Genomic DNA, 7173 nt, shown 5'->3' with positions numbered 1-7173 from the left:
TCCCAGCCAAATATCCGTTCAGGTTCAAGCAATAATGCTTATCCGAACGGCATTAAACGCTCTTAAGCAGGCCTTTGAACTCAGGGCTAACACGGCTAGCAACTAGAGTGACAGCGAGCAGCACGTAAGGTGCCCATGCCATCGCCATGCTCATTTTCTTATGACCTTGCTTACTGTTTGAATGAGTGTCATCTAGATCGATTTTCAAAGAACCTAGCCATTCTGCTGGCCACTTGTCCTCGCTTTCAAAGTCCCATTTTGATTTAGGTACTAGGAAGCCGCGTTTTGCTGCTGTTACAACAATCGCAAGGCCAACCAAACCACCAATCAGTGATGGGAACTCAGCACCGAGGAAAACACCCGTTAGTGCGTAAGGAATGGTGAAAGCAGCACCGGCGAACAGTGCGAACGGCAGGATATCAAGACCTTCAGTCCAGCTTTTGTTCTTACCGAAGAAGCGAGTCAGCATCATCGCCATCAATACAGGAATCATCACACCAACGCAGGCGTGGATGATTGCAACACTTGATGTGATCTGTTGTAGGTAAGCATCCCATGTTGAACCATTGGCAATCAGGCTTTCACCAATGTTATGCGTATCCAAACCTTTGTTTACGCCAACAATGATAGGAGTACCAACTGCGCCGAACGATACTGGTGTAGATTGAATCATCATGCCCATCAGTACCGCGGCTAACGCTGGGAAGCCAATTGCAACCAATAACGGAGCGGCGATTGCAGCGGGTGTGCCGAAGCCAGATGCCCCTTCAATGAATGAACCAAAACACCAAGCAATGATGATCGCTTGTACACGACGGTCTGCTGATATGTCAGTAAATCCGTTGCGGATGGTGGTGATAGCTCCGGTGTGTTTCAAAGTGTTTAATAAGAAGATGGCGCCAAACACAATCCAGAGAACCGACACGGTAATGCCGAAGCCTTGGAATACCGAAGCCAGCACGCGAGTGCTAGACATATCCCATGCGAATAGGGCGATAGCAACGGTTAATGCAAATGCCACTGGCATCGCTTTATTTGTAACCGATGTGATTGCAAAAGCTGTTTTGTAATTGTTTTGTTAATTTGGCGTGAATTTACCCCTTTATTTTTTATTGATATAGGGAAATAATGAAAATAATTAATTCCAAAATTGGCATAATCAAATGCGAGCAGACGATTTGATCCTGTTTTCACAGGTAGTAGAGTTGGGCAGTTTTAGTAAGGTGGCAGAGCAAAATAACCTTACAAATTCGGTAGTTAGTAAGAGAATTGCGCGTTTGGAAGAAGAAATTGGCGTGCAGCTATTATATCGAACCACGCGTAAATTGACGCTTACCGAGGCGGGTAAGGCAATGTTACACGGAGCTAAAAATGTGAAGCAGGCGGCTCAAGAGGCTATGGATGCAGTTTCAGGCTTTGGTGAAAATGTTAGTGGTCATATCAAAATGTCAGTGCCTACTATCTCCGGAGATTTGATTCTCGCAGACGCTGTTGCCGAGTTTTGTAATATGCACCCAGGTTTAACGGTCGATATGTCTCTGAACAATCGCTTTGTGGATCTGGTTGATGATGGCCTCGACTTAGTGATTCGAACCGGCTACTTGGAAGACTCCAGCTTAATTGCCCGTCATATATTGGACTCTCAATGGGTGGTATGTGCTTCTCCGTCTTATATCGCCAAGAATGGTAAGCCGATGCAGCCCAAGGATTTGGTTGAGCACAATTGTCTGCAATACGCTTATCAAACAACGGGTGCCAGTGAGTGGCAATTTCTGCATAGTAAAGATGGCTTTACTGATAATGATAAATACATAGTGCGCGTCTCGGGCTCTTTTTCTACCGATAATGCGACGGCATTACGAAAAGCCGCTTTGGGCGGTCATGGTGTGGCGTACGTGCCACGTTGTCTGGTGTATCACGATATTCGCAACGGCCAGCTGGTGGATATCTTCCCTGATTTAGTCGGTAAAAAGCTGGGTATTTATGCGGTGTACCCGTTCACTCGTCAGCCACCGAACAAGATTAAGTTATTGATTGAACACATCAGAACGCGTTACCTGACGATTTCACACTATTTTTAACAAGGATCACGATGAGCTATTTAAAAGAGTATCAATATCCAGTCACCAACAAACAGATCGTCAGCGATGACTATTTTGGTCAGATAGTCGAAGACCCATATCGCTGGTTAGAAGACGACAGAAGTGACGAAACCGCGCAGTGGGTGGCAAGCCAGAATGAAGTGACGTTTGATTACCTCGCTCAAATCCCGTATCGCGCAGAACTGCGAGAGCGATTAGCGAAAGCGCAAGACTACAAAAAGAGCTCGCAGCCGTTTGTTCGAGGTGAGTACACCTATTTCTATAAGAACGACGGCCTGCAGAATCACAGCATTCTCTATCGTCACAAAGAAGGGCAACAAGAAGAAGTTTTCCTAGATCCGAACACCTTCTCGGAAGATGGCACTACATCACTGGGGTCGGTGTCGTTTTCTAAAGACTACAGCTTGGTGGCGTACAGCATTTCTGAGGGCGGCAGTGACTGGCGCAAGATCTTCGTGATTGATACCGAGACTAAGCAGCAGCTCGAAACGGAAATCACAGACGCTAAATTTACCGGTATTTCTTGGTTGGGTAATCGCGGCTTTTATTACTCTAGCTATGACAAGCCAGACGGCAGCCAGCTTTCGGCACGTACCGAGCAACACAAACTTTACTTCCATGAGTTGGGTACAGAGCAAGCTAGCGACAAGGTAATCTTTGGTGAGAGCAACGCTGAGCAGCACCGCTATGTGTCGGGTTACACCACCGAAGACGACCGTTACTTGATTATTCTAGGGCGAGAGTCGACATCGGGTAACAGACTGTTCTATATCGATTTAAATTCACCAGAACAAAAGCTGAATACGTTGATTGATCATGTGGATAGCGACACTTATCTCATTGATAACCAAGATGAGACCTTCATTCTATACACAAATCTTGATGCGCCTAATGGCAAGGTGGTGAGCTTTGATACTCACGATGGGAAATGGCTCGAAATCATCCCTGAAAAGCCACAGCCATTGGATATCAGCACGGGTGGTGGCTACTTGTTTGCTCACTACATGGTGGATGTGGTGTCTAAGGTTGAGCAGTTGGATTACCAAGGTAACCTAGTTCGTGACATTCATTTGCCTGGGCTGGGAACGGCCAGTGGCTTAGGTGGAAAAAACGAGCAATCTCAGCTTTATTACACCTTTACCAACTACGTTACGCCGCCAACAATTTTCTCTTTTGATGTTGAATCTGGAAGCTCTAAAATCTACCAACGCTCTGAGTCTCCGTTTGAGTCGGATCAATTTGAGTCTAAACAAGTCTTCTATACCTCGAAGGATGGAACTCAGGTTCCGATGCTTATCTCTTATAAGAAGGGATTAGTGTTAGATGGCAATAACCCAACCATGTTGTACGCCTATGGTGGCTTTAACGTTAGCCTAACGCCTTCTTTCTCGGGTACTGTTGGCAGTTGGCTAGAACTGGGTGGCGTATATGCGGTGCCAAACCTGCGTGGCGGTGGCGAGTATGGTAAGGCGTGGCACAAAGCGGGTACACAACAACAGAAGCAAAACGTATTTGATGACTTCATTGCTGCTGCCGAGTTCTTAATTGAAGAAAACTATACCAGTAGCGATAAGTTGGCGATTCGCGGCGGTTCTAACGGAGGCTTGCTGGTAGGCGCTTGTATGACACAAAGGCCAGAGCTGTTCCAAGTGGCTCTGCCTGCGGTTGGGGTGTTGGACATGTTGCGTTACCACACATTCACGTCTGGCGAAGGTTGGGCGTACGACTATGGCACATCCGCGCAAAACAAAGAGATGTTCGAATATCTGCTTGGTTATTCTCCGGTTCATAATGTGGTGCGTGGCACGGATTATCCAGCAACTCTGGTGACGACTGCCGATCACGATGACCGCGTGGTACCTGCTCACTCTTATAAGTTCATCTCAGAGCTGCAAGATAAGCATGAAGGCGGTGCGCCCGTGATGATTCGTATCGATGTTAATGCGGGCCATGGTGCTGGAATGCCGTTGAGTAAAGCGATCGATCTCACTGCTGATATCTACGCATTTACCCTGTTCAATATGGGTGTTGAATTGTGATCTAAATTAGCTGTGAGATAATAAAAATGTCACATATTTCATGTGGCATTTTTTATTTGTGGGAAAAATAGACCTTGCACTGAATTTTGTAGTGCACCGATATTAAGGTGTTACGTATGCTTACGTTATTAAAGCGATAAATACTGTAATATCCAACCAAGTTTAACGTCACTACTTAGCCGTCATCCGAGACGGCTTTATTATAGGATTTCGAATGAAAAAATTAACTTTAGCTCTCATTCTTTCTTTTTTATCGTCAGTTAGTTACAGTCAGGATTCTGAGTTTTACCCTGAATACTATTCCCAAGAAATAATATCAAATGATCACTTAACTTTTGTCCTTAACTTTGATTTGGACTTTAAGTATGACAAACAACGTTACATTGAAGCCGCTAGCAAATGGCTAGGTATAATCAAAAAGGTTGATGGAAAAGATCAGCACACAATTAACATTGAAATCATTGTGTCAGATGATGTGGAAGAGTACGGCTTAGCGGCAGTCGAAAAGTATGAAGACAGTATCCCCTCATTAGGTATTATCTGGATTAGCTCAGATCTCCATGAACCTGATTTTGACCCAAGAAGCTATAAGCCAACTATTTTGCATGAATTTGCTCATATTCTCGGCGTTGGAACTTCAAGTGATGTGTTTATAGAAGATTCAAAAGAGATTGCCGGTAAAGGTTTTTGTATGGAAACCAGCAAAGCAGTTACTGCCTATAATGAAGCTTATAATAGAGATTATGAATGCTTGCCATTTTCCGACGGCGGTCATTTATACGATTACATCAATGGGACTGACGACAAACGCGGTAAGGATTCTAAAGGCCGAACTATTCCGCCAATGCCTAAAGAGTTAATGGCTAATGGTGATGACTTGGGACCGGTGACGTTGTCAATTATTGATGATCTAGGCTTTGAACTTTACGATTAATTTTACAACGCCTTTAACTGGGCGTTTTTAAAATCTTCAAAGCTAACTCAATCACTACTTATCGAAAAATTCGGATTTGTTCTCAGCCTTTATGTTCAGCTAGTTCTGATAATTTACAATAAGGATTGATTGATTTTTCACCATTTCAAGTAATGCGGGGCATGTAAGTTAAATCACCTTTGCCCCATTATCATTTTCGTTGACGAATAAATCGATAGAAAATTCAACCTCCAACCTTGAAATTTATTGCATTTTTATTCACTTTTTGAATGGGTAAATTTTCACTCTACAAATTAGGTTTCATGTGTTCACATGTGCCCAGCGATATAGAGTCTTTACTCATTCATATTATCGTACATTTAATTAACATTCCCACCTTGTTAACTTTAGAAGCCACGACTTTATTGAATTGATGAAATTACTAACCAGTTATCAATAAATTACTGATTAATCTGGGTGGCATGACAGTTATCCCAATTATATATTTTACTTAAATTATGCTTTATAAAATGCATTGTGAATATGTTACTAATTTCACTTATTGGTTTTGGTTATTATATTGGTTGAGTTGATTTATGTGGTGGTTAGGGATAATTGCTGGTGTTGTGAGTGCCGTATCTTATCGGGTCGATTCTTTCGGAGTTGGTGTCTCGGTGGTGGCCTTTGTGTTGGCATTTTTCGTTCATGTGAACTTAAAAACCGTTCGTTCTAAAAGTGCACTTTGGTTTTTGTTTGGTGTTGCTTATTACACGACTAGCTTATTTTGGATAAATGGTTATTTGGCTCAAGAGTATGGGGATGCGAGTTGGATTAGATGGGGACTTTGGCCTTTGTTGGTCGTACTTCTATCATCCAGTTTTCTCATTATTCCTTGGCTTTTAGCAACCCTGACAGCTTCTCGCACGCTTATAGCACTTCCTTTTGTTTTGGTGTCTCTTGATATATTAAGAGAACACATCGTCTTTTCTTTTGCTTGGTTACATCCAGGGCTCTTGTTACTAGATGTTGGCTTTTCCGGTTGGTTAAGTGTTATTGGTGCATTGGGTGGTAGCTTCCTTGTTTACCTACTGGCCAGTTCGTTTGCTTGGCTGATATGCAATAAATCAAGTCGTCTTAAGTCTTTGCCCCTATTAGTCATTATGTTGATGAGTTTTGGGGTGGTAAATCAGGCGCTCTTATTCCCCCAACTCCCTGAGCAAAGTCAATCGAACACTTCTGTTCGTATTTTACATGGCAACTTCACGGGTCCACATAAACTCTCTAAGAACGATGTTATTGAGCGTATTCAACGTTATGTCTCTCTGTCTCTAAAAGCCCCTAAGGCTGATATCGTTGTGTGGCCAGAATCCTCTATGTCCTTGCCTTATGAAGAGATACAGCCATTCGTGAAGGACAGTTTAGACAAGCTGAAACAGAAGGGTGTTGTGGTGGTTTGGGGCGGGCAAGCTAGAAACGGTCAATATTTACAGAATGTGATTTACCGAAGTGACCAACCCTCACCTATTTACTTTAAACAACGATTAGTTCCTTTTGGTGAATATCGACCCGCTTGGTTCATCGACTGGGTTGAGCAAGTGACACTTTCTCGAGGCGGCGATATTCAGGTGCTCTCTAACTCGATTCCGGAGCATGAGTTTGGCTCACTTCGAACGGTGTTGGCGGTGTGCTATGAAGCGCTCTATTCCGATGTTTTTACTTCCAAATTGCACGCTGGCAACGTCGCCCTTTTATTAAGTGATGTTGAATGGACTCATACCCCTTGGGTGAAACAATTCTTATTGAAACTTAGTCAGGTCAGGGCGGCCGAAGTCGGCAAGTCGGTCGTCTATGCAACCAATCAAGGAAAAACCAGTTTAATTGGTCCTGATGGGGCAGTTCTTCGCCAGGTGGAAAGCCAAGCAACGCAGGTTATGGATGTATTGGTGCCTTTGAATGATCGCCAAACGCTTTACACGCAGTACGGACACCTGTGGCTATTGTGGCTTTCTGGTGGCGTACTTCTACTCATTCACCTTGCCAATCGAAGGCATCCCATTAACACAAACTCTCTCACTCAGAAGCGCCTATTTAGAGCGCAATAATACGAATAATACAAGGA

4 protein-coding genes and 1 pseudogene are annotated in these 7173 nt (G+C 43.7%); 4 read left to right on the top strand and 1 reads right to left on the bottom strand.

Translation table 11 applies throughout. The features are described 5' to 3' along the window. Positions 1-55: 55 nt before the first annotated feature. Positions 56-1033 (bottom strand): annotated as a pseudogene (locus ACED25_RS18085) (L-lactate permease); the annotation flags it as partial. A 130-nt stretch (positions 1034-1163) separates the two neighbouring features. On the opposite strand from ACED25_RS18085, the gene ACED25_RS18080 reads away from it, so the two are divergent. The 4 genes from ACED25_RS18080 (at position 1164) to lnt (ending at position 7156) form a co-directional block, all read left to right on the top strand. Beyond that, positions 1164-2081 carry a LysR family transcriptional regulator gene (locus tag ACED25_RS18080; RefSeq protein WP_017081288.1) on the top strand — a complete coding sequence of 306 codons (918 nt, stop codon included), beginning with the start codon at positions 1164-1166 and terminating at the stop codon, positions 2079-2081. Positions 2082-2092: 11 nt separating this feature from the next. After that, the gene (locus ACED25_RS18075) at positions 2093-4141 is read left to right on the top strand and encodes a prolyl oligopeptidase family protein (protein WP_371695824.1); all 2049 of its coding nucleotides are present in this window, start codon (positions 2093-2095) and stop codon (positions 4139-4141) included. A gap of 214 nt (positions 4142-4355) precedes the next feature. Beyond that, positions 4356-5075: a hypothetical protein gene (locus ACED25_RS18070; RefSeq protein ID WP_371695823.1), complete on the top strand. Its 720-nt coding sequence runs from the start codon at positions 4356-4358 to the stop codon at positions 5073-5075. A 575-nt stretch (positions 5076-5650) separates the two neighbouring features. After that, entirely contained in the window at positions 5651-7156 is a 1506-nt protein-coding gene (lnt, locus tag ACED25_RS18065; RefSeq protein ID WP_371695822.1) for an apolipoprotein N-acyltransferase, read from the top strand. Positions 7157-7173: the final 17 nt, after the last annotated feature.

Source organism: Vibrio sp. 1F263, from assembly GCF_041439035.1.
GTDB classification, from domain to species: Bacteria; Pseudomonadota; Gammaproteobacteria; order Enterobacterales; family Vibrionaceae; genus Vibrio; species Vibrio tasmaniensis_A.
This window is presented reverse-complemented; position numbering and strand designations above follow the sequence as displayed.

Excerpts from the sequence above, each read along its gene's own strand:
- ACED25_RS18070 (WP_371695823.1), top strand. The coding sequence starts at position 4,356 with ATGAAAAAATTAACTTTAGCTCTCATTCTTTCTTTTTTATCGTCAGTT.
- ACED25_RS18080 (WP_017081288.1), top strand. The coding sequence starts at position 1,164 with ATGCGAGCAGACGATTTGATCCTGTTTTCACAGGTAGTAGAGTTGGGC.
- lnt (WP_371695822.1), top strand. The coding sequence starts at position 5,651 with ATGTGGTGGTTAGGGATAATTGCTGGTGTTGTGAGTGCCGTATCTTAT.
- ACED25_RS18075 (WP_371695824.1), top strand. The coding sequence starts at position 2,093 with ATGAGCTATTTAAAAGAGTATCAATATCCAGTCACCAACAAACAGATC.